The sequence below is a fragment of the Streptomyces aurantiogriseus genome (genome assembly GCF_014649375.1).
GTDB classification, from domain to species: Bacteria; Actinomycetota; Actinomycetes; order Streptomycetales; family Streptomycetaceae; genus Streptomyces; species Streptomyces aurantiogriseus.
Genome location: NZ_BMSX01000013.1, coordinates 50,679 through 74,555 on the forward strand (window position 1 = coordinate 50,679; position 23,877 = coordinate 74,555).

Genomic DNA, 23,877 nt, shown 5'->3' on the forward strand with positions numbered 1-23,877 from the left:
CCCCACGGACAGCCCCGGTCCGGGACCTGACCCCTGGACCGGGGCTCACGTCTGCGCGGCAGCTCCTGCCTCTACCTCACGGAGAAGCCGTACACCGTCTCCGACCGGTACACCTCGCCCGGCCGCAGCTCGGTGCTCGGGAACTCCGGGCGGTTCGGGGAGTCCGGGAAGTGCTGGGTCTCCAGGGCGATGCCGTCGCCGGGGGTGAACGGCTCGCCCAGGTGGTCCGCGGTGTACACCTGGATCCCCGGCTCGGTCGTCGCGACCGTCAGCACCCGGCCGGACGCCGGGTCGTGCAGCTCGGCCACCTCCACGGGCGTGTCCGTGACGCCCTTGTCGAGGACGAAGTTGTGGTCGTAGCCGGAGCCCACCTTGCGGGCCGTACGGAAGTCGAAGCGGGTGTCCGCCACCTCCGACACACCGGTCGGGATCAGGTCCGCGTCGACCGGCGTGTACCGGGAGGCGGCCAGCCGCAGCTCGTGCCCGCCCGCGTTCCCCGAACCGGCGAGGTTGAAGTAGCTGTGGTTGGTCAGGTTCACCACCGTCGGCGCGTCCGTGACCGCCTCGTACACGAACCGCAGCGCGCCCGACGCGTCGAGCGTGTACGTCGCCGAGACCTCCAGGCTGCCCGGGAAGCCCTCCTCGCCGTGCGGGCTGACGCGGCTCAGCCGCAGCCCGTGCTCGACCGGCTCCACCTCCCACACCCGCTTGTCGAAGCCCCGCTCACCGCCGTGCAGGGAGTTGGGCGCGTTGTTCGGCCCGAGCGCGTACGTCACTCCGTCCAGCGGGAAGCGGGCGTGCGCGATCCGGTTCGCGTACCGCCCGATCAGAGCACCGAGGTAGGGCTCGGGATGGGTGAGATAGCCGTCCAGATCCGCGAACCCCAGCACCACGTTCGCCGTCCGCCCTCCCCCACTCTCGGCTTCGCTCGAGCGGGGGGACCCCCATCGGTCCGGGACCTCCACCGACTGCACGATCCCGCCGTACGACAGGACCCGCACCCGTACGCCCGCCCGCTCCAGGGTCCAGCGGTGCACCGGGGTGCCGTCGGAAAGTGTTCCGAAGTGTTCGCTCATGGGCGGCACCCTAAGTCACGCGTTCCGGGCGGTGACCTTCCGGTACGCGATCTCGGCGAGCCGCGCCTGTCCGTTCTTGCTCGGGTGGAACCAGTCCCAGTGGCTCAACTGGGCGGTGCCGAACCGGTACTCGTACACCGCACCGCCGTCGAAACGGCACCGCAGGTCCTTCGCGCAGACCTCCTTCAACACCGTGTTGTAGTCCTCCACCCGCTTCTGCACGGTCTCGCGCCGCAGGTTCGCCGCCGAGTCCAGCGCGTCCGCGTCGCCCAGCATCGACGGGCAGATCCCCAGCTTCCACACCTGCTTGCCGAGCGCGTTGGTCCGCCCCTGCGACCACAGCCGCTTCAGGTTCGGCACGCTCGCCACGTACACCTGTGTCCTCGGCGCCGCCCGGCGCAGTGTGCGCATCGCCTCCTCGAACTCCGCGCGGAAGTCCGCCACCGGCGTCATCGCCTCCGCCGTCGCCCGGCACGCGTCGTTCGCCCCCGTCATCACCGTCACCAGCTCGGGTTTGCGCACCGCCGCCTGCGCCATCTGGGCCGGCAAGTCCGCCATCCGCGCCCCGGTCGCCGCGTAGTTCCAGCTGTGCGTCGCCGCCTTCGACGCCCCCAGCAGCCGGACGGCCAGACTGTTCACCTCGGCGCTGCCGCCGGTCGCCCAGGACACCTCGGGGCAGTCCGACAGGACCGTGCAGGCGTCGAAGCCGCGCGTGATGGAGTCGCCCACCGCGGCGATCGAGGCCGGGCTGCTGTCCCACACCGGGGTCGGCGACGGCGAGGGCCTGGCCTTCCGCGCCTGCGAGGCGGACGGCTCGGGGCCGCCCGCGCCGAAGGCGTCGCAGCCCGCCGCGCCCAGCACGGCGGCCGCCGTGACGGCGACGACCGCCCGCGAGCGGTGGCTTCGCTTCCGCATCCCCTGGTGTCCCCTCAGTCGTCCGGCAGGTCCCCGGCCGGACGAGTCGCCGGCCCCATCCATGACAACGTCCGGGAGTTCCCGACCCCCACAAGAAGCAACCGAACGCCCCGGCACAGGCGTCCTGCCGGGTGAATGGCGGGCGTTTGGGGGCACCGGGACCGACGGTACGTCACACTCCTTGCGCCGCCGCACGGTAGCCTCGCCATCAACGCGGCTTCCCTGCCACCGCCGCCATGCCAGCCTGCAAGCCTGTCCCCCTCTGCCCGGAGGTCCCGGTGACGACACGTGGAGTTCTGTACGTGCACTCCGCGCCGCGCGCGCTGTGCCCGCACGTCGAGTGGGCCATCGCCGGGGTGCTCGGCACGCGCGTCAACCTCGACTGGATCCGGCAGCCCGCCGCTCCCGGCACCTGGCGCTCGGAGTTCTCCTGGCAGGGCCAGGCCGGCACCGCCTCCAAGCTCGCCTCCGCGCTGAGGGGCTGGCACCTGCTCCGCTTCGAGGTCACCGCCGAACCCTGCTCCACCGCCGAGGGCGAGCGCTACAGCTGCACCCCCGACCTCGGCATCTTCCACGCCGTCACCGGCATCCACGGCGACATCCTCATCCCCGAGGACCGCCTGCGCGCCGCGCTGACGCGGTCCCAGCGCGGCGAGACGGACCTGGAGGCGGAGCTCGCCAAGCTGCTCGGCAAGCCGTGGGACGACGAGTTGGAGCCGTTCCGGTACGCGGGTGAGGGAGCGCCGGTGCGCTGGCTGCACCAGGTGGTGTGATCCCGTCCCCGCTCAGCACCTACGACGCCCGCTCAGCACGTACGAAGGGCCCCCACCAGCCGGTGGGGGCCCTTCGTGTACGTACAGGGGCCGCTCGGGCCGTACGCGTCAGACCGTACGGAACGCCAGCACCACGTTGTGCCCGCCGAAGCCGAACGAGTCGTTGAGGGCGGCGATGCGGCCCTCGACGGGCAGCTTCCGGGCCTCGCCGCGGACGATGTCCGCGTGGGCCTCGGCCTCGGGGTCGAGGTTCTCGATGTTGATGGTCGGCGGGGCCACCCGGTGGTACAGGGCGAGGACCGTCGCGACGGTCTCGACACCGCCGGCGCCACCCAGCAGGTGACCGGTCATCGACTTGGTGGCGGACACCGCGAAGTGGTCGGCCTCGTCGCCGAACACCTTGCGCAGCGCCTTCAGTTCGGCCACGTCACCGGCCGGCGTCGACGTCGCGTGCGCGTTGACGTGCACGATCTCCGCCGGGTCCAGGTCGGTGCGCTCCAGCAGGTTCTGCAGGGCGTGCGCGATGCCGCGGCCCTCCGGCTCCGGCTGCACGATGTCGTGGCCGTCGGCGGAGATGCCCTGCCCGACGGCCTCCGCGTAGACGCGGGCCCCGCGCTTGGCGGCGTGCTCGGCGGACTCCAGGACGATCACGCCGGCGCCCTCGCCGAGGACGAAGCCGTCCCGCGCGGTGTCGTAGGGACGCGAGGCGCCCTGCGGGTCGTCGTTGTTCTTGGACATCGCCATCATGTTGCCGAACGCGGCGATGGGCAGCGGGTGGATCGCCGCCTCCGTACCGCCGGCGACGACGACGTCGGCGCGGCCGGTGCGGATCATCTCGATGGCGTAGCCGATGGCCTCGGCACCCGACGCGCACGCCGAGACCGGCGTGTGCACGCCGGCGCGGGCGCCCACGAGCAGACCCACGTTGGCGGACGGGCTGTTCGGCATCAGCATGGGCACGGTGTGCGGGGAGACACGGCGGACGCCCTTCTCCTTCAGCACGTCGTACTGGTCCAGCAGGGTCGTCACACCGCCGATGCCGGAGGCGATGACCGCGCCGAGGCGGTCGGGGTCGACGGACCCCGCCGCGTCAGCGGCTGATGCCGGGGTCTCACCGGCCTTGGCTTCGAAGCCGGCGTCCTTCCACGCCTCCTGAGCCGCGATCAGCGCGAACTGCGCCGAGCGGTCCAGCTTGCGGGCCTGCGGCCGCGGGATGACCTCGGTGGGCTCCACGGCGACCGGGGCCGCGATACGGACGGCCTGCTCGGCCGCCCAGTCCTGCTCCAGGGGCTTGACGCCGGACTTGCCGGCGATCAGACCCTCCCAGGTAGAGGCTGCGTCGCCACCCAGCGGTGTGGTTGCGCCGATACCGGTGACGACCACGGTGCGATTGGTCGGGCTCACGGATTCTTTCTCCAACGGTACGAGGATTCAGCGGCGCCACCGCCGGGTGGCGGGGCCGGTCAGCGGCCGGCCCAAACGTTGCTCAGGCCTGGTGCTTGAGGATGTAGTCGGTCGCGTCGCCGACCGTCTTGAGGTTCTTGACGTCCTCGTCCGGGATCTTGACGTCGAAGCGCTCTTCGGCGGCGACGACGACCTCGACCATGGACAGGGAGTCGACGTCCAGGTCGTCGGTGAAGGACTTGTCCAGCTGGACGTCCTCGACCGGGATCCCGGCGATCTCGTTCACGATCTCGGCGAGACCGTCGACGATCTCCTTCTGAGTGGCGGCCATGTTGGCGCTCCTTCGTTGTGTTCCAGAGGGTGTGGCATGGGGTGTTTCCCGTTCCGGACCGCATGATCCGGCACGGAGTGCCTAGGGGAGGGTAACGACCGTCGCGGCGTACACAAGACCCGCCCCGAATCCGATGACGAGCGCGGTGTCGCCGCTCTTCGCCTCGCCGGTCGCCAGGAGCCGCTCCATCGCGAGCGGGATCGAGGCAGCCGAGGTGTTGCCGGTGGTGCGTACGTCACGGGCGACCGTGACGGACCCCGGCAGCTTGAGGGTCTTGACCATCGAGTCGATGATCCGCTCGTTGGCCTGGTGGGGGATGAAGACGTCCAGGTCGCTCGAGCTGATCCCGGCCGCGTCCAGCGCCTGCTGGGCGACCTTCGCCATCTCGAACACGGCCCAGCGGAAGACCGCCTGGCCCTCCTGGGTGATGGCCGGGAACTTCTCGACCTGGCCGGTGCGGTAGTCCGTCCACGGCACGGTCTGCTTGATGGTCTCCGACTTGTCGCCCTCGGAGCCCCAGACCGTCGGGCCGATCGCCGGCTCGTTGGAGGGGCCGACCACGACCGCGCCCGCGCCGTCGCCGAACAGGAAGGCGGTGGCCCGGTCCTCCAGGTCGGTCAGGTCGGACAGCCGCTCCACGCCGATGACGAGGACGTACTCGGCGGAACCCTCGACGACCATGCCCTTGGCGAGGGTCAGGCCGTAGCCGAAGCCCGCGCAGCCGGCGGAGATGTCGAAGGCGGCGGCCTTGTTCGTGCCGAGCTTGTCGGCGATCTCGGTGGCCACGGCCGGGGTCTGCTTGAAGTGCGAGACCGTCGAGACGATCACGCCGCCGATCTGCTCGGCGGTGATGCCGGCGTCGGCGATCGCCTTGCCGGACGCCTCGATCGACATGGCGGCGACGGTCTCCTCGTCGTTCGCCCAGTGCCGGGTCTCGATACCGGAGCGCGAGCGGATCCACTCGTCGGACGAGTCGATCGTCTCGAGGATCACCTCGTTGGGCACCACCCGGGTGGGCCGGTAACCGCCCACGCCGAGGATGCGCGCGTACGGGGCGCCCTTGCTGGGCTTGATCTTCGACATGCTCGTCGACTCCTTGTCAGGCACTGTGCTCGGCGATGACCTCGCGGGCCGCGTCGAGATCGTCGGGGGTCTTCAGCGCCAGCGTCTTCACGCCGGGCAGGGCGCGCTTGGCGAGACCGGTGAGGGTGCCGCCGGGGCACACCTCGACGATCGCGGTGACGCCGAGCTCCTTGAAGGTCTCCATGCACCGGTCCCAGCGGACCGGGTTGGCGACCTGGCCGACGAGCCGGTCGAGGACCTCGGCGCCGGTGGCGACGGTCTGCCCGTCCTTGTTGGAGACGTAGGGGACGGTCGGGTCGGCGGGCGTGAGCTCCTTGGCCGCGGCGGCCAGCGTCTCGACCGCCGGGGCCATGTGGTGCGTGTGGAAGGCGCCGGCGACCTTGAGCGGGACGATCTTGCGGACGCCCTCGGGCTTGTCCTCGTTCAGCGCGGCGAGCTGCTCCAGCGTGCCCGCGGCGACGATCTGGCCGGCGCCGTTGACGTTCGCCGGGGTCAGGCCCAGCTTCTCCAGGTGCGCGACGCTCACCTCGGGGTCGCCGCCGAGCAGCGCCGACATACCGGTCTCGGTGACCGCGGCCGCCTCGGCCATCGCCAGGCCCCGCTTGCGGACGAGGGTCAGCGCGGCGGTGTCGTCGAGAACACCGGCGAAGGCGGCGGCGGTGATCTCGCCGACGCTGTGACCCGCGACCGCGCCCGGCGCAATGTCACCGAGTGCCGCGGCGGACAGGATTCCGGCCGCGACCAGCAGCGGCTGCGCCACCGCGGTGTCACGGATCTCGTCCGCGTCGGCCTGCGTGCCGTAGTGGGCGAGGTCCAGTCCGATGGCGTCCGACCACGCGGCGACGCGGTCGGCGGCACCGGGCAGAGCGAGCCAGGGGGTCAGGAAGCCGGGCGTCTGGGCGCCCTGGCCGGGAGCGACGAGTACGAGCACTCTCACACTCTCTCTTGGGGACGGCCACGGCCGCCCGTGGGGACAAGGACGAAGAACGGCAAGGGGTTTTGTGGGCCCCCGACAAAAGGCTAGGCCTGGGGATCTCCATCGACCAGACGCCCCAGGATCAGCGCGATGCGCAAGGTGAACGCCGAGCGTACATCGGAAGGCGACCAGCCGGTGACGTCAGTCACACGTCGGAGCCGGTAGCGCACGGTGTTGGGATGGACGAACAGCATCCTGGCCGCACCCTCCAGACTGGACGCCTGTTCGAGATAGACGGAGAGCGTCTCCAGAAGCGCGGACCCGGCTTCCTCCAGCGGTCTGTAGATCTCCTCCACCAACTGCTCGCGCGCGCTCGGGTCACCCGCGATGGCCCGCTCCGGGAGCAGATCGTCCGCCAGGACCGGCCGCGGGGCGTCCTGCCAGGCGGAACAGGCCTTCAGCCCCGCCGCCGCGGCCTGCGCGGACCGGGTCGCGGCGAGCAGATCGGGCACGACGGGCCCGGCGACGACGGGGCCCGCGGCGTACGGGCCGATGAGCGACTTGGCGACGGCGAGCGGATTGTCGCTCCCGCCGGCGATGACGACGAGCCGGCTCCCGAGCACCCCGGTGAGCACCTGCAGCTTGGCGTGTCGGGCGGCCCGCCGGATGGCCTCCACGGTCAGCTCGGAGTCCCCGTCCGGCGCGGTCCCGAGGACGACGCACACATGCTCGGGCGCGTTCCACCCGAGGGCGGCGGCCCGGCTCACGGCCCCCTCGTCGGCCTCCCCGCTGAGAACGGCGTTGACGACGAGCGACTCCAGCCGGGCGTCCCAGGCACCGCGTGCCTCGGCGGCCTGGGCGTAGACCTGGGCGGTGGCGAAGGCGATCTCGCGGGCGTAGACGAGAAGGGCCTCGCGCAGCACGCTCTCGTCGCCCGGGGCCGCGACCTCGTCGATCGCGGACTCCATGACCTCGATGGTGGTCCGCACCATCTCCACGGTCTGTCGCAGCGTGATGGCCCGGGTCAGCTCACGCGGCGCGGTCCCGAAGACGTCGGTGGAGATGGCCTGCGGCGCGTCCGGATGCCGGAACCACTCCGTGAAGGCGGCGATGCCCGCCTGGGCGACCAGGCCGATCCAGGAACGGTTCTCCGGGGGCATCGCCCGGTACCACGGCAGGGTCTCGTCCATGCGCGCGATCGCCTGGGCGGCGAGGCTGCCGGAGGACTTCTCCAGCCGCTTCAGCGTCGCCGAGTGCGGGTGGAGGCCGTGCGCTGCGGCTTCGGTGTTGCGGGCTTCGGGTTCGGGCACGGGGACAAGACTGCCTTATCGGGACGGGAGCGTGGGTGGGCGGGTCCCCGGGGGCTTCCCCCCGGGGATCCGGTCTGAGGGCTGCCGCCCCCCCGGCCCCCGCTTCGGCCCTGAACGGGCCTCGTCCTTGAACGCCGGACGGGCCGGCTTCACCGACCGGCGCTGAGCAGTCGGCCTCGCGGGTCTACCGTGGTTCCCGTGATGGACGTACGGCGCGCCGACGAGCGCTACCGCGGTGGGGACCCGGCCACCGGGATCGAGAGCCGGCATGCCTTCTCCTTCGGGTTCCACTACGACCCGGACAACCTCCGGTTCGGCCCGCTGATCGCCTGCAACGAGGAGCGGCTCGCCCCCGGTGCCGGCTTCGACGAGCACCCCCACAGTCATACGGAGATCGTGACCTGGGTGGTGGAGGGGGAGCTGACCCACCGGGACTCGCAGGGGAACGAGACGCTCGTCCGCCCCGGCGACGTGCAGCGGCTCGGTTCGGCGGGCGGGGTGCGGCATGTGGAGCGCAACGACGGCCCGGTCCCCCTGACCTTCGTCCAGATGTGGCTGGCCCCGCGGGAGCCCGGCGGCGACCCCGCCTACGAGATCGTCCGCGGCATCGCCGACTCCACCCCGTACGCCGTCCCGGGGGCGGGTGCGCTGCTGCATGTGCGGCGGCTGGTGGCGGGGGAGCGGACGGCGGTGCCGGACGCTGCGTACGTCTACCTCCACGTGGTGCGGGGCGGAGTGCGGATCGGGTCGTACGAGCTCGGGCCGGGGGACGCGGTGCGCGCCGAGGGCGAGAAGGACCTGGACGTCGTCGCCGCGTCGGGCCCGGCCGAGCTGCTGATGTGGGAGATGGCGGCCTGAGCGGGCCTACTCCTCGGAGCTGGGATCCTCCGCGTTGCGCCACACCGTGATGTCCACGGACACGTAGTCGCTGGGGTCGTTCTCGGGTGCGCTGCCCTTGAAGGTGACCAGGGCGATGTGGCCGGAGGAGGTGTGGACGCACATCTGCGACCCCTTGGAGACCTGGGAGAGCTTGACCTCCTTGGTGTACCGGGTCTCGGTCCTGCAGGTGGCCAGCGAGCCCTTCTGGGCGTTGTTCAGCAGGACGACCTTCTCGCCGCTGCTGCCCAGCAGAGGGTCGTTGTCCCAGCCGCCCGCGTCGTAGTAGTAGAGGTCGCTGTCGCTCTCGTAACGGGGACTGCTGCCGTCGGGGGCCTCGACCGGCTTCGGCGGTGAGTCCGCGAACCGCACGTAGTAGCTCTCGGGGATGTTGATGCCGCTGTAGGTGACCGGCTTGGGATCGGGCAGGGCCTTGGCGCTCGGGGAGCCGGTGGTGGAACTCGAACTGCTGTCGGAGCCGTTGGCGGAGTCGGCGGAGTTGTCGGACGAGTCCCCGATCCCCTTGAGGACCGAGGCGCAGCTGCTGACCCACATCAGCACGGCCACCGCCGCGATGCTGAGCCCGATCCACTTGCCGACCTTGTTCTGCTTGGGCGGCGGCACCGGATGCGGCCGCCAGCCGGGCTGCTGGACGTACGGCGGCGGGACGGCGGCCGGGGGGCCGTACGACGGCTGGTGCGGGGCGGGCCCGTAGCCCACGGGGCCGGGCGCCTGCAGGACGTGCGGGGCCGCTGCGGTGGGTGCCGCGTGGATCGGGGCGGCCGGGGGCGCGGCGGGCGGCGGGGGCGTCGGGTGGGCGTGGGGGACCGGGGCGGTCGGCGTCGGGGCGGCGTTCGGCCGGGTGACCGGGGCGGTCGGCGTCGGCGCCGCGTCGGGCTGGGTGACCGGGGCCGTGGGCGTCGGGGTCGCCGTCGCCGTCGGAGCCGCGGCCAGGGCCGCCGAGGCCGACACCCGCTGGGTGATCTGCTCGGTGATCGCCTCCGGCAGCCACGACCCGGACTGGCGCAGCGGCGTGGGCGACGCCTGCTGGCACAGGGTGATGATCTCGGCGGGGGAGGGCCGCTCGGCCGGGTCCTTGGCCAGGCAGCGCGCGATGAACCCGAGCTGCTCCGGGAGCCCTTCGAGGTCGGGCTCCTCATGGACGATCCGGTACAGCACCGCGTGCGAGGGCCCGTCCCCGTACGCTCCGGTGCCGCGCGCCGCGAACGCCGCGACCTGGCCGAGCGCGAACACGTCCGACGCGGGCGTGACCGGCTTGCCGGCGGCCTGCTCGGGCGACATGAAGGCGGGGGTGCCGATGGAGACACCGGTGCCGGTGAGCGCCGTCGCGTCGGCGGCCCGGGCGATGCCGAAGTCGATGACGCGGGGGCCGTCGGAGGCGAGCAGCACGTTGGACGGCTTGAGGTCGCGGTGGACGATGTCCGCCTTGTGGATGACCGACAGCGCCTCGGCCATCCCGGCGAGCAGCAGCAGGACCGACGGCACCGGCAGCGGCCCGTGGTCGGCGACGGCCGAGGCCAGCGAGGGGCCCGCCACATAGGCGACGGCCAGCCACGGCTGCGTGCCCTCGGTGTCGTAGTCGATGACCGGCGCCGTGTAGAGGCCCTGCACGCGCTGGGCGGCCTGGACCTCCTGCCGGAACCGGCGGCGGAACTCGGGGTCCTCGCTCAGTTCCGGCCGGATCGTCTTGAGAGCGATCGGGTGCCCGCCGGGCGTGTACGACAGGTACACCGTGCCCATGCCGCCCGAACCGAGCCGCGCCACGAGGCGGTAGCCCGCCACCGTCGACGGGTCGCCGCTCTCCAACGGACGGAACTGACCGCCCGGTTGTGCTGCCATCGCTCTCCCCCGAGATCTGCATATGGGTGTTGTGCAGAGGGAGGTTAGCCGAGGAGATCAGTGTGCCGGGTGGGCGCCCCTGACCTCGGCGAGCACCGCGTCCGTGAAGCCGGGCCATGCCTCGATCGCCCACGGCCCGAACGCCCGGTCCGTCAGGGCGACTCCGGCAACCCCCGCATCCGGGTCGATCCACAGGAACGTACCCGACTGCCCGAAGTGCCCGAAGGTGCGCGGCGAGGACGAAGCCCCCGTCCAGTGCGGCGACTTGGAGTCGCGGATCTCGAAGCCCAGCCCCCAGTCGTTGGGGTTCTGGTGCCCGTACCCCGGCAGCACCCCCTTCGTCCCCGGATACTGCACACTCATCGCCGCCGCCACCGTCCGAGCGTCCAGCAGCCGCGGCGCCTGCACCTCCGCCGCGAACCGCAGCAGATCCTCGACCGTCGACACCCCGTCCTTCGCCGGAGACCCCTCCAGCGAGGTCGCCGTCATCCCCAGCGGCTCCAGCACCGCCTGCCGCAGATACTCCGCGAACGGAATGTCCGTGGCCTTCGCGATGTGGTCCCCGAGCTGCTCGAACCCGGCGTTGGAGTACAACCGCCGCTCCCCGGGAGCAGCTGTCACGCGGTGCTCGTCGAAGGCGAGCCCGGAGGTGTGCGCGAGCAGATGGCGGACCGTCGCCCCGGGCGGCCCGGCCGGCTCGTCCAGCTCGATCGCCCCCTCCTCGTACGCGACGAGCACGGCGTACGCGGCGAGCGGCTTGGTGACCGAGGCCAGCGGGAAGCGCCGCCCGACGGGCCCGTGGGTGCCCAGGACCGTACCGTCGGCCCGCACGACCCCTGCCGCGGCGGAGGGAACGGGCCAGTTCTCGATCAGCGCGAGGCTCTTCAGCGACATGCCTCGAGCCTATGCGGCTCACAGGAGCAGCTCCAGCAAGGGGTCAGGCTTGGGCTTGAAGCCGAGCGAGGTGTACAGCGGCTCGGCCTCGGCGGATGCCGTGAGGTGTACCTGCCGAACCCCCCGCTCCCGGAACCACGCCAGCAGCCCGTCCATGCACGCACGCGCGTACCCTCGACGATGGGGGTACCTCCCGCGCGAGCGCATTCGAGCGTGGGGGAGCGTCCGGGTCCGTCGCGACGCTGAAGACGAACCCGACGGTTCCGTGCGGATTGCCGGCCCGCCCGATCCGGTACTCGACCGTCCCGACCACCAGCGCGGCCAGCGCCCCCGGCCGCTCCGGGTGGTCCACGACGAACGCGCCGAAGTCCCCGTCCGGTTCGGCCAGTCGCTGCCGCAGCACGGGCAGGGACTCGATGTGCCAGTCGGTGGACCCGGAGGCGGGGGCCAGGGAGTCGATCATCACCTGACGCAGCCTCAGCACTTCGGCGGCGTCCGCGGGCAGGGCGCGGCGTACAAGACTCATGCCCCGTACGCTAACCAGCCGGATCAAGCCGCGTCTCCCCGATTCTTACCGATTCCGCTTGCTTGGAGCGCACTCGAAGGTCATAGCGTGGAGCCCATGACGGTGTTGCAGACCACGCCCGTGACCACCGAACAAGCCCCGAGCCCCGCAGACGTCTGCTCCGCCCCACCGCGGCGGCATCCCCGCCCGGACGGGCAGGACAGCTACACGATCAGCGAGGTGGTCGCCTTCACCGGCCTGACGGCGCACACCCTGCGCTGGTACGAGCGGATCGGGCTGATGGCCCATGTCGACCGCTCGCACACCGGCCAGCGCCGGTACAGCAACCGCGACCTGGACTGGCTCGACCTCGTCGGAAAGCTGCGGCTGACCGGCATGCCGGTCGCCGACATGGTGCGGTACGCCGAGCTGGTGCGCGAGGGCGAGCACACGTACGGACAGCGACGCGAACTGCTCGAGGAGACCCGGCGCGACGTCCTGGCCCGGATCGCCGAACTCCAGGACACGCTCGCCGTGCTCGACCGCAAGATCACCTTCTACTCCCGGGGGGCTTGATGACCGACAGCAGGATCCCGACCGCACGACTCGGCGACGGCGGCCCCGAGGTCGGCGTCCAGGGCCTCGGCTGCATGGGCATGAGCTTCGCCTACGGCCCCTCCGACGCGAAGGAGTCCCGGGCCACCCTGGAGCGCGCGCTGGAACTCGGCGTCACGCTCTACGACACGGCGGACGCCTACGGCGCCGGTGAGAACGAGCGCTTCCTCTCCCCGTTCTTCAAGGCGCACCGCGACGAGGTGGTCATCGCCACCAAGTTCGCCCTCGCCATCCCGCCGGACGACCCCACCCGGCGCATCATCCGCAACGACCGCCCCTACCTCCGCGAGGCCGTCGAGGCGAGCCTGCGGCGCCTCGACGTCGACGTCATCGACCTCTACTACATGCACCGGCGCGACGTGAACGTGCCGATCGAGGAGACCGTCGGCGCGATGGCCGAGCTGGTGCGCGAGGGCAAGGTCAGGCACCTGGGCCTGAGCGAGGTCACCGCCACCGAACTGCGCGCCGCGCACGCCGTCCACCCCATCGCCGCCGTGCAGTCGGAGTGGTCGCTGTTCAGCCGGGACATAGAGGCCCGGGTGGTCCCGGCCGCCGGTGAACTCGGCGTCGCCCTCGTCCCGTACTCGCCCCTCGGCCGCGGCTTCCTCACCGGCTCCTTCACCGACGCCGGCCAGGACCTCACCGCCGACGACTTCCGCCGCCTGCAACCCCGCTTCACCGGCGAGAACGCGGCCGTGAACGCCACCCTCCTGGACCCGATCCGCACCGTGGCGCAGGCCCACGACGCGACTCCGGCCCAGATCGCCCTGGCCTGGGTCCACCACCAGGCCCGCCTGCACCACCTCCCGGTCGTCCCGATCCCGGGCACCCGCAAGCCGGGCAGGGTGGAGGAGAACGCCGGGGCGGCGACCATCGAACTGGCCGAGGAGGAACTGGCGTTGCTGGAGCCCATCGCGGACAAGGTGGCGGGCGACCGCTACCCGGACATGTCGTTCGCCTCCGCCGGACGCGAGTAGTCAGAGCTCCGCCAGCAACTCCGCCTTCTTCACGGAGAACTCCTCGTCCGTCACCAGTCCCGCCCGGTGCAGCTCCCCGAGGTGACGGATCCGCTCGGCGACATCCGCGGGGTCCCGGCGCGGCGCGGCCGCGGCCGGGACAGCCGCCACCGCCCCGCGCGAGCGGACCGCGGCGAGGACGGCGGCCGCGAACGGCAGTGACTCGTGCACGGCTCCGTACCCCAGCCCGAACACCACGGCCGCCGGATCCTGATCCGCCTGCACGGGCTCGTCCTGCCCGCGCAACAGCCGCAGATGCCCTTCGAACACCTCCGGCGACCGCCACTCCACCCCGCTCAGCCCGGACACCGGAAAGCTCTGGTCGCCGGCCTTCCACTTCGCCGACGAAGCCCCCGTCCAGAACCAGCGGAACCGCACGGTCCGCCCGTCGAAGGACGCCTTCGCGTCGTACGCCTTGAAGGACAACGGCGCCTCCGGAGCCGCCACCAGGAACCGTTCCGCCGGCCCGGACTCGCTCAACCTGGCCCGCAGTTCGTCGGCGTAGTACTCCGCGAGGACCTCCCGCTCGGCCGGCAGCACCAGCCGGTAGGGATCGCCCGCCTGCTTCAGCTGGCCCGCAGCCGCCTCGATCAGGGGATCGGCCCCGGGCCGGGGCTCGGCGCGCAGCACCACGGTCCCGCGTCTGCCGGGTTCGAGCGTCACCGCCTCGATCGCCGCCAGGGGGATCCGGCGCTCCCCGAGCGCCGACCACAGCTTGGGTGTGCGCATACCCCGTTCGTAGCGGATGAGGACGGAGTCGGACTCGAACTCCCAGGCGGCATGAAATCCGGCCAGTACGTCACCCATGCGGCTCATCGTATGCGGGACACGCTCCTTCGTCGCCACCTCGCGCGCGCCGCAATTCCTGCGTCTCTACGCGCGTCCGGCCGTCGTCGTGCCGGACAAACCGTCCCGGCAGGCGCCGACGTCGTCGGCGCACCGCACCGAGTGGTATGAGCCGGTGCCGATGCCGGCGAAGTTGCGCAGGCTGTCCGTGCCGGGCTCGAAGTAGCCGCCGTGCCCCTTGGCGTCCCGCGCCGACAGCACCCGCGCGCCGAACGCGGACGACACCGGGTCCTCGCCGTGTCCGAGGCCTCCCAGCTCCAGATAGGGCACGTCCTGCACCCAGTCGTCGGCGTCCCGCATCGCCCACACCTGCGCGGAGGTGTGCAGTTGTGCGGCCTTCTCCACCCGCATGCCGGGGCTGCCGGCCACGGCTATGTCGGTCACCCGGCCGGGCAGCGTGTGCGCGGCGACCCCGCACACCACCGAGCCGTAGCTGTGGCAGAACAGGGAGACGGGTGAGCTGCCGGGCAGGGCGCGCAGCAGTGCGTTCAGCCGTACGGCGCCGTACTGGGCGCGCATCGCGGTGGCCGAGTCGATACCGAGGCCGGCGGGGGAGGTGTAGTCGGCCCAGGCGATCACGGCCGTCCGTGTCGAGGGGCTCACCTCGCGCTCGGCCGCGTACAGGGCCTCGGCCATGCCGACGGGCGCCGAGTACTTGCGGTAGGTGCGCTGGAAGGTGAGCAGCGCGGTGTCGACGCCGGGGACGACGACGGAGATCCGCTCGGCCCTGTCGAGGTCGCCGAAGACCTCGGCGGCGCGGCCGGAGCCCTCCGGGTCGAAGGCGAGGATGTGGCGGCGGGCGCTGCTCATCGCCTCGAAGCGGTGCATACGCCGGCCGGCCTCGTGCTGTCCGGCGGGCGAGAGACGGTCGTCGTGCATACGGGTGCGTTCGATCCGCGCCTGCTGGCGGAGCGCGATGCGGTTGGCGCGGTAGCGCAGCTCGGCGGGGGCGCCGTTCATGTTGCCGACCGCGAGCGGGAAGCGGCGGGCGAGCGCGGTGCGCTGCGGCGCGGTGAGCGCGGCGAAGAACCGGGCGAGCCGGACGGGCGTCGAGTGCGGGTCCGGCAGCCGGCGTCCGTCGATCCGGCCGTCCTCCCAGGCCGCGAGCGAGGCCTGCAGGGCGCTGGTTCCCCGGTTCTGACGTACGGCGGTCCAGCCGGTGGTCGTCAGCATGACGAACACCACGGCCAGCGCGAGCAGCGCGCGCCACACGTTGAGTTGCGGGGGGGTGTCGAAGGAAGTCACTGGAAGGACACACTAGGAGAACGAGAAGGTCTCGGGTGGCCTGAGTGACAGGGATCACGTTTCGATAAACGTGGCGATGGTCATAGGGGTTTCCAAGGTGGTCGTACGACCTTCAGGCCGTGCGCCAGTTGCCCAGCAGGGCCGGACCCACCTGGTCGAGGTAGCGGGACGTCAGCGCCCGGATGGCCTCCAGGCTGAAGTCCTCGCCGAGGCTCCACTGCCGTTCCGTCACCCGCATCACGCTGCTGAAGACGGCCACCGCCACCCGTGGTCGCGGGTCGGCGTCCACGTCCAGCCCCTCGCGTTCCGCCAGCACCTGCGCGATCGTCTCCTCGATCTCCACCGAGCGCCGCAGATGCGCGGCGAGCAGGACCGGCGTCGACTCGATCACCCGGCACATGCGCAGATACAGCTCGATCGGCGCGACGGACTCGACGACCTCGTTGATCGAGTACCAGCCCTCCAGGACGGCCTGGCGCAGCGCCTCCATCGGAGCCTCGTGGGGCGGGCGGGCGCGCACCGCCTCGACGAAGCGCGCCACCGTCATCTCCGTCAGCGCGAGCGCGGCCTCCTCCTTGCCGGCGAAGTAGCGGAAGAAGGTGCGCTGTGAGACGTCGACGGCCTCGGCGATCTCGTCGACGGTCGTCTGCTCGTACCCCTGGGTGGTGAACAGTTCCAGCGCGGAGCGCAGCAGCGCCTCCCGGGTGCGCTGCTTCTTGCGCTCACGCAGAGTTTCCATAATGTGTCAGTTACCGACTTGTGAATTGGTTTGTCAATTGTCAGCGGCTGTCACTAGCCTCGAACACATGACTAGTCAGACCACCATCGACACGACGGGGCCGGGGGACAGCGCACCGGTCACCCCGTCGGACCAGCCGCCGGCCAAGGGGCTGCGCGGCCACCCGTGGTTCACGCTCATCACCGTAGCCGTCGGGGTCATGATGGTGGCCCTCGACGGCACCATCGTGGCCATCGCCAACCCGGCGATCGCCAGCGACCTCGGCGCCACCTTCGCCGAGGTCCAGTGGATCACCAACGCCTACTTCCTCGCCCTCGCGGTCTCCCTGATCACCGCGGGCAAGCTCGGTGACCGCTTCGGCCACCGCCAGACCTTCCTGATAGGCGTCGTCGGCTTCGCCGCCGCCTCCGGCGCGATCGGCCTGTCCGACAGCATCGCGTTCGTCGTCACCTTCCGTGTCTTCCAGGGCCTGTTCGGCGCGCTGCTCATGCCGGCCGCGCTCGGCCTGCTGCGCGCGACCTTCCCGGCCGAGAAGCTCAACATGGCCATCGGCATCTGGGGCATGGTCATCGGCGCCTCCACCGCCGGCGGCCCGATTCTCGGCGGCGTCCTCGTCGAGCGCGTCAACTGGCAGTCGGTGTTCTTCATCAACGTGCCGGTCGGCATCCTCGCCCTCGTCCTGGGCGTGGTGATGCTGCTCGACCACCGCGCCGAGAACGCGCCGCGCTCCTTCGACCTCCTTGGCATCGCCCTGCTGTCGGCCGCGATGTTCTGCCTGGTCTGGGCGCTCATCAAGGCCCCCGAGTGGGGCTGGGGCGACGGCAAGACGTGGGCGTTCGTGGTCGCGTCCGTCGCGGGCTTCGCCCTCTTCGCCTTCTGGGAGACGAAGGTCAGGGAGCCGCTGATCCCGCTGGCGCTCTTCCGCTCCGTCCCGCTGTCCGCGGGTGTGGTCCTGATGGTCCTGATGGCCATCGCCTTCATGGGCGGCCTGTTCTTCGTGACGTTCTACCTCCAGAACGTGCACGGCATGAGCCCCATCGACGCCGGTCTGCACCTGCTCCCGCTCACCGGCATGATGATCGTCGGCTCCCCGCTCGCCGGCGCGATGATCACCAAGCTGGGCCCGCGCGTCCCGCTGGCCGGCGGCATGGCGGCCACCGCGATCGCCATGTACGGCATGTCCACGCTGGACACGGAAACCGGCAGCGGCCTCATGTCGCTCTGGTTCGCCCTGCTCGGCCTCGGCCTCGCGCCCGTCATGGTCGGCGCCACCGAGGTCATCGTCGGCAACGCCCCCATGGAGCTCTCCGGTGTGGCCGGAGGTCTCCAGCAGGCCGCGATGCAGATCGGCGGCAGCCTCGGTACGGCCGTCCTGGGCGCCGTGATGGCCTCCAAGGTCGACAGTGACCTGCCCGCCAACTGGAAGGACGCGGGCCTGCCCGAACTCACCCCCACCCAGCTGGACCAGGCCTCCGAAGCCGTCCAGGTCGGCGTGGCCCCGGTGCAGAAGGGCACCCCGGAGGCGGTCGTCACGAAGATCACGGATGTCGCCCACGACACCTTCATCTCCGGCATGAGCCTCGCGTCCCTGGTCGCGGCCGGTGTGGCGCTCGTGGCCGTGTTCGTCGCCCTGCTCACCAAGCGCGGGGAGAACGCGGAGGCGGGCGCGGGGGTCGGCCACATCTGACGGGCCCGCCCGGCACGTGCCGGATCTGACGGGATTTCAACGGAGTTCCCCTATCAGGGTGACAACGCTAAAGGTCCCTCGCCTCCGGCACGTGCCGCGGGTCACAGTGGATCAACCGGGCCGGCGCCGACCCGGCGGGTGGGAGGGAGGCCAGGGCTGCGGCGCGCTGCCGGAGGGGGACAGCGCGCCACAGCCCTGGCCGGTTGAAGGCATAACCGCCCTATGTGGGGTACTCGAACATCCGAACCCCGAGTCGCATTCAACCAACCCCGGGGTTCTGGGAGTTGATGATGGCGGGCTTCGGACACGGAACGCGCAGGTACCCCCGCTCACGTGGCCGGATGGGGTCACGGACCGGGCCGGATCGCGCGACGCTCGGAATCATCGGAGTCATCTGTGCGATCGCCGGATTCTTCGTGCTGGGGATCATCCTCGGTCCGGTGGCGATCGTGTGCGGGTGGCTCGCCATGGGCCGCAGCTGGGCGGGGTCCCGCCCGGTACCGGCCGTGGTCGCGGTCGTCCTGGGAGCGATCGACACGCTCTTGGCGATCATCTGGCTGGCGGGGGCGGCCGGCCCGGGCACCGGCTTGCTGTAACGCGCCGGTTGCCCGGGCGGGGTGTTCTCGCCCCCGCCGCCCCTACCCGCTCCTGGGGGCTCCGCCCCCGGACGCATGCTGCCGGAGTCCGAAGGGGCGGATCCCCTTCACATTCTCTCCGTCTGCCCCTGCAACGCCGCGACCTCCGCCCGCAGCGCCCGTACCTCCTCCGTCAGCGCGCGGATCGCCTCCGTCTGCTGCCGCTCCTCCACGTTCTCCTTCTCGAACCGCTCGATGAACCACGCGGCGATGTTCGCGGTGACGACACCGAGCAACGCGATCCCGGACAGCATCAGCCCGACCGCGATGATCCGCCCCAGCCCCGTGGTCGGCGCGTGATCCCCGTACCCCACGGTCGTCATCGTCGTGAACGACCACCACAACGCGTCACCCAACGTGCGGATGTTCCCGTCCGGTGAGTCCCGCTCCACGGACAGCACGGCGAGCGACCCGAACATCAGCAGCCCGACGACCGCCCCCGCGACATACGTCGTCACCCGGATCTGCGAGGCCATCCGGGCCCGCTGCCCCACGAGCAGCAGCGTCGACACCAGCCGCAGCAGCTTGAGAGGCTGGATCAACGGCAGCAGGACCGCGCACAGGTCCAGCCAGTGCGTACGGACGAACGTCCGCCGGTCCTCCGCCAGCACGAGCCGCACCACATAGTCCGCGGCGAACGCCGCCCACACCGCCCACTCGACCGCCACGCACGCCCTGGTCAGCGACCGCCCGGCCGACGTGGCCACGATCGGTACGGCGTAGGCGACGGCGAACACCACGGCGAGTGCCAGCAGCGGCCGTTGAGTCCGCTCTTCCCACCAGGCCTGTGCCGTTCGTTCCTGCATGCTCGCATCGTAAAGAACTCGTGTGGATCGAGGGACGACGAGGCCACGACCTCACCGCCCCTCGACACCCGAGCGAAGCGCGAGCGCGGGCTACGCGTCGCCGCCCGCCGCCCCGGGGTCCGCCGCCGCGACGTCCAGCAGCTGGTACCGGTCGACGGCCTGCTTCAGTGCGGACCGGTCGACCTTGCCCTCCTTCGCCAGCTCGGTCAGTACCGCCACCACGATCGACTGCGCGTCGATGTGGAAGTGACGGCGGGCCGCCCCGCGGGTGTCCGCGAAGCCGAAGCCGTCCGCCCCCAGCGACTGGTACGTCCCCGGCACCCAGCGCGCGATCTGGTCCGGCACCGACCGCATCCAGTCGGAGACGGCCACGAACGGCCCCTCGGCCCCGGCGAACTTCCGCGTCACGTACGGCACCCGCTGCTCCTCCTCCGGGTGCAGCAGGTTGTGCTCCTCGCACTGCACGGCCTCGCGCCGCAGCTCGTTCCAGGAGGTCGCCGACCAGACGTCGGCCTTCACGTTCCACTCCTCGGCGAGGATCTTCTGCGCCTCGACGGCCCACGGCACCGCGACACCCGAGGCGATGATCTGCGCCGGGATGGAGCCGGACGTGCCCTCGCTGAAGCGGTGGACGCCCTTGAGGATGCCCTCGACGTCCACGTTCTCCGGCTCGGCCGGGTGCTGGATGGGCTCGTTGTAGACGGTGAGGTAGTAGAAGACGTCCTCACCCGGCTTGCCGTCGGCGGTCTCGCCGTACATCCGGCGCAGGCCGTCCTGCACGATGTGCGCGATCTCGAAGCCGAACGCCGGGTCGTAGGCGACACAGCCCGGGTTCGTCGAGGCGAGCAACTGCGAGTGGCCGTCCGCGTGTTGCAGACCCTCACCGGTCAGTGTCGTTCGGCCGGCGGTCGCGCCCAGGACGAAACCGCGCGCCAGCTGGTCGGCCATCTGCCAGAACTGGTCGCCGGTGCGCTGGAAACCGAACATCGAGTAGAAGACGTAGACCGGGATCAGCGGCTCGCCGTGCGTCGCGTACGCCGAGCCGGCCGCGATCAGCGAGGCCGTGCAGCCGGCCTCGGAGATGCCGTCGTGCAGCATCTGCCCGGTCGGCGACTCCTTGTAGGCGAGCAGCAGTTCGCGGTCGACCGACTCGTACTGCTGGCCCAGCGGGTTGTAGATCTTCGCACTCGGGAAGAATGAGTCCATGCCGAACGTGCGGTACTCGTCGGGCGCGATCAGCACGAACCGCTTGCCGATCTCCTTGTCCCGCATGAGGTCCTTCAGCAGCCGCACGAACGCCATGGTCGTGGCGATCGACTGCTGACCGGAGCCCTTCTTCACGGTCGCGTACGTCTTGTCCTCGGGTAGCGGCAGCGGCTTGGCGCGCACGACACGCGTCGGGACGTACCCGCCGAGCCCCTTGCGCCGGTCGTGCATGTACTGGATCTCCTCGGAGTCCCGCCCCGGGTGGTAGTACGGCGGAAGCCCGCTCTCCAGCTCCTTGTCGGAGATCGGCAGGTGCAGCCGGTCGCGGAAGTGCTTGAGGTCGGCGACCGTCAGCTTCTTCATCTGGTGCGTGGCGTTGCGGCCCTCGAAGTTGGGGCCCAGGGTCCAGCCCTTGACCGTCTTGGCGAGGATCACCGTCGGCTGACCCTGGTGCTCCTTGGCCGCCTTGTAGGCCGCGTAGATCTTCCGGTGGTCGTGACCGCCGCGGCCCAGGTGCAGGATCTGGTCGTCGGTCATGCCCTCGACCATCGCGCGCAGCCGCTGGTCGTCCCCGAAGAAGTGGTCGCGGATGTACCCGCCGGACTCGGTGGCGTACGTCTGGAACTGCCCGTCCGGGGTGGTGTTCATCTTGTTGACGAGGATGCCGTCGCGGTCCTGCGCGAGCAGCGGGTCCCAGGTGCGGTCCCAGATCAGCTTGATCACGTTCCAGCCGGCGCCCCGGAAGACCGACTCCAGCTCCTGGATGACCTTGCCGTTGCCGCGCACCGGGCCGTCCAGGCGCTGCAGGTTGCAGTTGACGACGAAGGTCAGGTTGTCCAGGCCCTCGCGGGCGGCGATGGTCAGCTGGCCGAGCGACTCCGGCTCGTCCATCTCGCCGTCGCCGAGGAAGGCCCACACGTGCGACTTCGACGTGTCGGCGATCCCGCGCGCGTGCATGTAGCGGTTCATCCGGGCCTGGTAGATCGCGCCGATCGGCCCGAGGCCCATCGACACGGTCGGGAACTCCCAGAAGTCCGGCATGAGCCGCGGGTGCGGGTAGCTGGACAGCCCGTACGGCGCCTTCGACTTCTCCTGGCGGAAGGCGTCCAGGTTCTGCTCGCCGAGCCGGTCGAGCAGGAACGCGCGCGCGTAGATGCCCGGGGAGGCGTGGCCCTGGAAGAAGACCTGGTCGCCGCCGTCGCCCTCGTCCTTGCCGCGGAAGAAGTGGTTGAAGCCCACGTCGTAGAGCGAGGCGGAGGAGGCGAAGGTGGCGATGTGGCCGCCGACGCCGATGCCCGGCCGCTGGGCGCGCGAGACCATCACGGCCGCGTTCCAGCGGGTGGCGTTCAGGATCTTCCGCTCGATCTCCTCGTTGCCGGGGAAGAACGGCTCGCTCTTGGTGGGGATGGTGTTGACGTAGTCCGTGCTGCGCATCTCGGGCACGGCCACGCGCTTCTCGCGGGCCCGCTCGATCAGGCGCAGCATGAGATAGCGGGCCCGCTCCCGGCCACGCTCGTCGATGGCGGCGTCCAGGGAGTCGAGCCACTCCTGGGTTTCCTCGGGATCGAAGTCAGGAACCTGACTCGGAAGGCCGCCAATGATGATCGGGTTGCGATCGGATCCGGAAGCCACGCTGTTCCTTACCTGTCAGAGGGCTGGTGGGGCTGTGTGGGGCTGTTCCCCATCGTGTACCTCGCGGGCCCAAACGTCATCTCTACCGAGAGGTAATCGGTATCTGTTCGGAACTCGTACCCATGAACGGTTCCCAAACGCGCAAACAGGGCAGATAGGTGTGGTGTACGTCACCAAAGGCGCGGATCGCATGCCTGGAGTTGCGTCGACACGGCCAGGATCGTCACCGTTTCGGCGGTCTGAACCGCCGGGTACTTGCGCGATCCGCCCCGCCCGTGTGGACTACGGCCAATGCTTCGCGCACGCGCGTGGCTGAGTTATTCCCGAAACATGATCAGGAGGCAACCCGTGAGCGCGACCGCGGACCACGCGGAGGAGCGGACGAGCCCTGCCGTCAGGCTGGGTTTCCAGCCCGAGCAGGTGGTCCAGGAGATCGGCTACGACGACGACGTCGACCAGGAGCTCCGCGAGTCCATCGAGGATGTCATCGGCAGCGACCTGGTGGACGAGGACTACGACGACGTGGCCGACGCCGTGGTGCTGTGGTTCCGCGACGAGGACGGCGACCTGACGGATGCGCTGGTGGACGCCACCACGTACATCGAAGAAGGCGGCTCGATCCTCCTCCTCACGCCGAAGACCGGCCGGACGGGGTACGTGGAACCGAGCGACATCTCTGAAGCCGCGACGACGGCGGGTCTGTCGGCCAGCAAGAGCGTCAGCGTGGGCAAGGACTGGAGCGGCAGCCGGCTGGTGACGCCCAAGGCCGCCAAGTCCAAGAAGTGACCTCGTCGAGGTAAAAACCCCGGTCTCATCGCCCGCGGACGGGCCGATTCGTGTCGGCCCGTCCGCGATTGCGTGGTGATCGCTGCGTAGGGTGTTCCACGGCGTTCTCACCCGAACGCCGCAACGGCCCCAGCGAAGCCCCAGCGAAAGGGTTCCACGACGATGGCGATCCAGGTCGGCGACAAGGCCCCCGACTTCGAGCTCAAGGACAACCACGGCCGTGCCGTGAAGCTGTCCGACTTCCGTGGTAGCAAGAACGTCGTCCTGCTCTTCTACCCCTTCGCCTTCACCGGCGTGTGCACCGGCGAGCTGTGCGAGGTGCGCGACAACCTGCCGAAGTTCTCCGCCCGCGACACGCAGGTGCTCGCCGTCTCCAACGACTCCATCCACACCCTGCGCGTCTTCGCCGAGCAGGAGGGCCTGGAGTATCCGCTGCTGAGCGACTTCTGGCCGCACGGCGAGGTCTCCCGCGCCTACGGCGTCTTCGCCGAGGACAAGGGCTGCGCGGTGCGCGGCACCTTCGTCGTCGACAAGGACGGCCTCGTGCGCTGGACCGTCGTCAACGCGCTGCCGGACGCGCGGGACCTCAGCGAGTACGTCTCGGCACTCGACGCCCTCTGATCCCGGCCGCTCCCGTACCGATCCCGACACCCTGTGATTCTTCGGCTCCAGGGCCTGCGAGCGGCGGGAACCCGTCACTAGGATCGACTCGTTGATCCGA

General features: G+C 70.8%; 22 protein-coding genes and 1 pseudogene. 8 read left to right on the forward strand and 15 right to left on the reverse strand.

All coding sequences use genetic code 11. The features are described 5' to 3' along the window. Window positions 1–71 precede the first annotated feature (71 nt). A complete protein-coding gene (locus tag IE263_RS25960) occupies window positions 72–1,076 on the reverse strand; it encodes an aldose epimerase family protein (protein ID WP_189940200.1) in 1,005 nt (334 codons plus the stop codon). A 15-nt stretch (window positions 1,077–1,091) separates the two neighbouring features. Beyond that, a complete protein-coding gene (locus IE263_RS25965; protein ID WP_189940201.1) occupies window positions 1,092–1,991 on the reverse strand; it encodes an SGNH/GDSL hydrolase family protein in 900 nt (299 codons plus the stop codon). Window positions 1,992–2,269: 278 nt separating this feature from the next. Between IE263_RS25965 and IE263_RS25970 the strand changes: the two genes are divergently transcribed. After that, window positions 2,270–2,764: a DUF3145 domain-containing protein gene (locus tag IE263_RS25970; protein WP_189940202.1), complete on the forward strand. Its 495-nt coding sequence runs from the start codon at window positions 2,270–2,272 to the stop codon at window positions 2,762–2,764. Between the two features lie 108 nt (window positions 2,765–2,872). Here IE263_RS25970 and IE263_RS25975 read toward each other — a convergent pair whose 3' ends face one another. The 5 genes from IE263_RS25975 to fasR all read right to left on the reverse strand — a co-directional run bounded on the left by IE263_RS25975 (window position 2,873) and on the right by fasR (window position 7,808). Then, entirely contained in the window at window positions 2,873–4,168 is a 1,296-nt protein-coding gene (locus IE263_RS25975) for a beta-ketoacyl-[acyl-carrier-protein] synthase family protein (RefSeq protein WP_189940203.1), read from the reverse strand. Window positions 4,169–4,250: 82 nt separating this feature from the next. Continuing rightward, window positions 4,251–4,499, reverse strand: a complete 249-nt coding sequence (locus IE263_RS25980; protein ID WP_161224969.1) for an acyl carrier protein — start codon at window positions 4,497–4,499, stop codon at window positions 4,251–4,253. An 81-nt stretch (window positions 4,500–4,580) separates the two neighbouring features. After that, entirely contained in the window at window positions 4,581–5,582 is a 1,002-nt protein-coding gene (locus IE263_RS25985; RefSeq protein WP_189940204.1) for a ketoacyl-ACP synthase III, read from the reverse strand. A 16-nt stretch (window positions 5,583–5,598) separates the two neighbouring features. Then, window positions 5,599–6,513, reverse strand: a complete 915-nt coding sequence (locus IE263_RS25990) for an ACP S-malonyltransferase (protein ID WP_189940205.1) — start codon at window positions 6,511–6,513, stop codon at window positions 5,599–5,601. Between the two features lie 89 nt (window positions 6,514–6,602). Next, on the reverse strand, window positions 6,603–7,808 hold the full coding sequence (gene fasR, locus IE263_RS25995; protein WP_189940206.1) for a fatty acid biosynthesis transcriptional regulator FasR: 1,206 nt from the start codon (window positions 7,806–7,808) through the stop codon (window positions 6,603–6,605). 201 nt (window positions 7,809–8,009) lie between these two features. Here fasR and IE263_RS26000 point away from each other — a divergent pair, with 201 nt between their 5' ends. Continuing rightward, window positions 8,010–8,666 (forward strand): pirin family protein, encoded by a 657-nt coding sequence (locus IE263_RS26000; RefSeq protein ID WP_189940408.1) that lies wholly within the window; start codon window positions 8,010–8,012, stop codon window positions 8,664–8,666. A gap of 6 nt (window positions 8,667–8,672) precedes the next feature. On the opposite strand, the gene IE263_RS26005 is transcribed toward IE263_RS26000, so the two are convergent. From IE263_RS26005 to IE263_RS26015, 3 genes and pseudogenes are all read right to left on the reverse strand, one after another. Then, a complete protein-coding gene (locus IE263_RS26005; RefSeq protein WP_189940207.1) occupies window positions 8,673–10,544 on the reverse strand; it encodes a serine/threonine-protein kinase in 1,872 nt (623 codons plus the stop codon). Window positions 10,545–10,601: 57 nt separating this feature from the next. Continuing rightward, on the reverse strand, window positions 10,602–11,438 hold the full coding sequence (locus IE263_RS26010) for a serine hydrolase domain-containing protein (RefSeq protein WP_189940208.1): 837 nt from the start codon (window positions 11,436–11,438) through the stop codon (window positions 10,602–10,604). 18 nt (window positions 11,439–11,456) lie between these two features. Continuing rightward, window positions 11,457–11,964: pseudogene (locus IE263_RS26015) on the reverse strand (GNAT family N-acetyltransferase). Between the two features lie 96 nt (window positions 11,965–12,060). Between IE263_RS26015 and IE263_RS26020 the strand changes: the two are divergent. Together IE263_RS26020 and IE263_RS26025 are read left to right on the forward strand one after the other, a co-directional pair. After that, window positions 12,061–12,519, forward strand: coding sequence for a MerR family transcriptional regulator (locus tag IE263_RS26020; protein WP_189940209.1), 459 nt, complete (start codon window positions 12,061–12,063; stop codon window positions 12,517–12,519). After that, window positions 12,519–13,535, forward strand: a complete 1,017-nt coding sequence (locus IE263_RS26025; protein WP_189940210.1) for an aldo/keto reductase — start codon at window positions 12,519–12,521, stop codon at window positions 13,533–13,535. The genes IE263_RS26020 and IE263_RS26025 overlap by 1 nt, the downstream gene beginning before the upstream one ends. Here IE263_RS26025 and IE263_RS26030 read toward each other — a convergent pair whose 3' ends face one another. The 3 genes from IE263_RS26030 to IE263_RS26040 form a co-directional block, all read right to left on the reverse strand. Further along, complete coding sequence (locus IE263_RS26030; RefSeq protein ID WP_189940211.1) at window positions 13,536–14,390, reverse strand: DUF4429 domain-containing protein; 855 nt, start codon at window positions 14,388–14,390, stop codon at window positions 13,536–13,538. A gap of 57 nt (window positions 14,391–14,447) precedes the next feature. Beyond that, entirely contained in the window at window positions 14,448–15,665 is a 1,218-nt protein-coding gene (locus tag IE263_RS26035) for an alpha/beta hydrolase (RefSeq protein WP_189940212.1), read from the reverse strand. Window positions 15,666–15,777: 112 nt separating this feature from the next. Further along, window positions 15,778–16,404, reverse strand: coding sequence for a TetR family transcriptional regulator (locus IE263_RS26040; RefSeq protein ID WP_189940213.1), 627 nt, complete (start codon window positions 16,402–16,404; stop codon window positions 15,778–15,780). 67 nt (window positions 16,405–16,471) lie between these two features. On the opposite strand from IE263_RS26040, the gene IE263_RS26045 reads away from it, so the two are divergent. Together IE263_RS26045 and IE263_RS26050 are read left to right on the forward strand one after the other, a co-directional pair. After that, a complete protein-coding gene (locus IE263_RS26045; RefSeq protein WP_189940214.1) occupies window positions 16,472–18,091 on the forward strand; it encodes an MFS transporter in 1,620 nt (539 codons plus the stop codon). A 287-nt stretch (window positions 18,092–18,378) separates the two neighbouring features. Further along, complete coding sequence (locus IE263_RS26050) at window positions 18,379–18,687, forward strand: small hydrophobic protein (RefSeq protein WP_189940215.1); 309 nt, start codon at window positions 18,379–18,381, stop codon at window positions 18,685–18,687. A 107-nt stretch (window positions 18,688–18,794) separates the two neighbouring features. Here IE263_RS26050 and IE263_RS26055 read toward each other — a convergent pair whose 3' ends face one another. Then, entirely contained in the window at window positions 18,795–19,532 is a 738-nt protein-coding gene (locus tag IE263_RS26055; protein WP_189940216.1) for a potassium channel family protein, read from the reverse strand. Between the two features lie 90 nt (window positions 19,533–19,622). Continuing rightward, entirely contained in the window at window positions 19,623–22,370 is a 2,748-nt protein-coding gene (gene aceE, locus IE263_RS26060; protein WP_189940217.1) for a pyruvate dehydrogenase (acetyl-transferring), homodimeric type, read from the reverse strand. 348 nt (window positions 22,371–22,718) lie between these two features. Here aceE and IE263_RS26065 point away from each other — a divergent pair, with 348 nt between their 5' ends. Both IE263_RS26065 and IE263_RS26070 read left to right on the forward strand, forming a co-directional pair. Next, window positions 22,719–23,156, forward strand: coding sequence for a DUF3052 domain-containing protein (locus IE263_RS26065; protein WP_189940218.1), 438 nt, complete (start codon window positions 22,719–22,721; stop codon window positions 23,154–23,156). A gap of 162 nt (window positions 23,157–23,318) precedes the next feature. Continuing rightward, complete coding sequence (locus tag IE263_RS26070; protein WP_189940219.1) at window positions 23,319–23,777, forward strand: peroxiredoxin; 459 nt, start codon at window positions 23,319–23,321, stop codon at window positions 23,775–23,777. The last annotated feature ends 100 nt before the right edge of the window (window positions 23,778–23,877 follow it).